This window comes from Gilliamella sp. B2911, assembly GCF_026536965.1.
GTDB classification, from domain to species: Bacteria; Pseudomonadota; Gammaproteobacteria; order Enterobacterales; family Orbaceae; genus Gilliamella; species Gilliamella apicola_E.
In genome coordinates this window covers 1-3,575 of the sequence record NZ_JAFNNA010000024.1, presented here as the reverse complement: position 1 = coordinate 3,575, position 3,575 = coordinate 1, and the positions used below count along the sequence as shown (strand labels likewise).

Sequence of the window (3,575 nt, the reverse complement as noted above, 5' to 3'; positions counted from 1 at the left end):
CCTTGAGTCAGCTTACTTTTAATCACCTAATACTATTTTTTATCACTCCAACCCCCGCCCTAAGGATTAAGGACGAAGAAATAAATACTAAGGATGGGAGCAAAGGCCGCTTTCGTAGTCACTGTAGAAGTGGCCATGAGACACGCGACCGTTGCTTATGTTCACGACAAACTGGGAAATACCAATCGGGTCACTAGTCCAGTAGCGCCATTCGATGAAACCAACGCCTGAATAATCATACATTCGTCCCCACTCAGTGAAAAAGCCAGAACCAATTCTACGTTGGTAATGATTACTAGGTGAGGGAGGGGTGGCGCCGACTGAACCACTACAGTCAGAATCGTTGTTAGGACAATATACGTTGGTTAAATCCTTTACCTTAACAAGACGATAACCAAGACTATTACACCAAGATAATGTACTAGAATAATAGTCCCGCTTAGAACCACGGTTCACGAACCACTGCTTCAAAGTAAAACCATATTTGACGACAGGAGTACCATTAGTATCACGACCGACCAACTCGAAAGTCTGAGGCAAAGTAGGTTTAGAAATAGGACTAGGATTTCTAGAATTATGCTGGGATTCGGTAGCGTGAGGACCAGTTAAAGTAACACGAACGCTTGTAGCAGTAGGATTAGACATTGTGACTGTGATACCACCCAGAGAAACAGGAGACCAAGACAATGGCTGACTACTACCACTAATATCTAAATCAAAGTACAATCCATTAGCGCCAGTTGTAGGAAAGTTTTGACCGTAATAGAGAGGGTCTGTTTTTTGAGTGAGAAAACCTTTATTAGGGTTCCAAATCGAAGCAGGACCAGCAAAATCCCAAGATGGGTAAGAAGGCCAATCACCAAGCTTACCATACAATAAGTTAGGCCGAGCAAAACAAACCACCGGCGAAGCCTTAGGATTGACGTAATAAGTCTCACTACGGGCACTGAAAGTACTACGATTAGGAAATCCGTAACGAGTAGATAATGTACCGTTAGTACTAGATAACTTAACTTTATAAGGTGCATTACAAACTGTTAGCACTGAATTACGCGATACTGACTGATTGTTTTTATCGACGATAGATAAACTTAAAGAACCTGTAGCACTAACGACAGAATCACCATCATCATCACCCCAATAATTATTAGGAGGACCGATAAGTGTACTTAAATCGACTGAATTAGTATCAGTAGGAACGAACATACCAATATCAGCAAAACTCTGACCCTCAACCGGCAAGACGATTGGGGTTGTATATGAAGTATTATTAGAAGGCGTGTAATTAGCTCCGTTAGATAGCGTAATCCCAAGCAGACCGTTAGCATCAACCGCACGAGTACGACCACCATCGAAAGTCAAATACGGCACATTACCCTGTATCGCATTCCTAGTTGTCTGTGATGTCAATGCGTGACCCGAAAAAGGAAGAAAAAAAGCCACAAAAAAAACAATCTGCCGGGATAATTCGGAAAAGGATCGAAAACAGGATCCGAAAAAGGATCGCGAAAAGGATCTGAAAATGGATCCGGAAAACGACCGGAAAAAAGATCGAGAAGAGGATCGCGGAAGCGATCGCGCGAAAATTCGCAGAATTTCACTTGATTGAGTAGAAAAATAAGCCTCAGTGAAAAAATTAAACTGGGAGATGGACTTAGACGAATTTAAAAGATAGGTTGGCCAGGTTGCCTGTTGCCTGTTGCCTGTTGAAAATTATAATGCATTTTAGACTACCTTGTCAAGTAATTTTTTGATTTATTTGTAATTTTATACTTTTATATCAAATTTTAGCCTTGTAGCTAAAACCGTGTAAAAAGTATAGTGATTGGAAAAACACGATGCAACACTTTTTTTCGCTCATTTACGTTAACTTTTGTAAATAGGATCTAAAAATGATCTAATTTATAATTTATTAACTATTGTTTTAATTAAATATATTGCAATTACAAATCTTTAAAATTAGAACAATTGATCCTTGAAAATTTTATTTTAGGGCTTTGAATTAGAAATTTAGTGATTTGGATCATTTAAAAGTTTTTAAGTGAAATTTAAAACTTCAAAAACCCCGTTCCTCAACTTTTTTTAATGGAAAAACACGACAACTAAAAAGCACCACAGTTTAAAGCGGAATTATTTATTTGAGACAACATTGCAAAGCAGAATTTAGAACCTCAAAAACCCCGTTCCTCAACTTTTTTTGCGATAAAACACTTCAAAAATAAACCCGCCGAGGCGGGTAATTGAAGCGTCGCTTAGCCGCAAAATCGCTTTTTTTATGGCTAAACGACGTTGACTCCTTGAGTCAGCTTACTTTTAATCACCTAATACTATTTTTTATCACCCCCACCCTAAGGATTAAGGACGAAGAAATAAAAACTAAGGATGGGAGCAAAGGCCGTTGTAGGCGATGTCGGGGTAGCCCCAATTCAAGTAACCGTTGTCTGTGCGCACGATAAACTGGGAACCAGCATCCGGGTCACTAGTCCAGAACCACCAGATGGAGTTGAAGCCAAAGCCTGAATAATTAGCCAGTTTGCCCCACTCCGAGGAAAAGCCAGAATCTATATGACGCATGTAATACTCACCCGGCGAGGAAGGGGTGGCGCCGACTGAACCACGACAGCGAGAATCGTTGCTTGGACAAGATGCGTTGGTTAAATCCTTTACCTTAACAAGACGATAACCAAGACTATTACACCAAGATAATGTACTAGAATAATAGTCCCGCTTAGAACCACGGTGGACGAACCACTGCTTCAAAGTAAAACCATATTTAACAACTGGAGTACCATTAGTATCACGACCGACCAACTCGAATGTCTGAGGCAAAGTAGGTTTAGAAATACGACCAGGATAGGATGAACTATGCTGGGATTCGGTAGCGTGAGGACCAGTTAAAGTAACACGAACGCTTGTAGCAGTAGGATTAGACATTGTGACTGTGATACCACCCAGAGAAACAGGAGACCAAGACAATGGCTGACTAACACCACCAATGAGTAAATCAAAGTACAATCCATTAGCACCAGTTGTAGGAAAGTTTTGACCGTAATAGAGAGGGTCTGTTTTTTGTGTGAGAAAACCTTTATTAGGGTCCCACATCGAAGCTGGGCCAGTAAAATCAAAATATGGGTTATCCCTATCATCACCACGCTTACCAAACATTAAATTAGGCCGAGCAAAACAAACTGCTGGGCTAGCCTTTGGATTGATGTAATAAGTCTCACTACGAGCACTGAAAGTACTACGATTAGGAAATCCGTAACGAGTTGATAATGTACCGTCAGTACTAGATAACGTAACCCTATAAGGTGCCTTACAAATTGTTGGAACGGTACTACGTGATACAGCTTGATTGTATTTATCGACGATAGATAAACTTAAACGACCAGTAGCAGTAACACCAGAATCACCATCATCATCTCCCCAATAATTATTAGGAGGACCGATAAGTGTACTTAAAGAAACTGAATCAGTATCAGTAGGAACCAACATACGAATATCAGCAAAACTCTGACCCTCAACGGGCAAGGTGATTGGGGTTGTAGATGATGAATTGTTAGAAGGCGTGTAAT

Annotated in this window: 2 protein-coding genes; both read right to left on the bottom strand. The window is 40.4% G+C overall.

All coding sequences use genetic code 11. From position 1 onward, the window contains the following. Positions 1 to 87 precede the first annotated feature (87 nt). Positions 88 to 1,443, bottom strand: coding sequence for a hypothetical protein (locus tag J3U27_RS11515; protein ID WP_267377499.1), 1,356 nt, complete (start codon positions 1,441 to 1,443; stop codon positions 88 to 90). A 933-nt stretch (positions 1,444 to 2,376) separates the two neighbouring features. After that, positions 2,377 to 3,575, bottom strand: a 1,199-nt coding sequence (locus tag J3U27_RS11510) for a hypothetical protein (RefSeq protein ID WP_267377498.1), incomplete at its 5' end; no start/stop codon positions are given.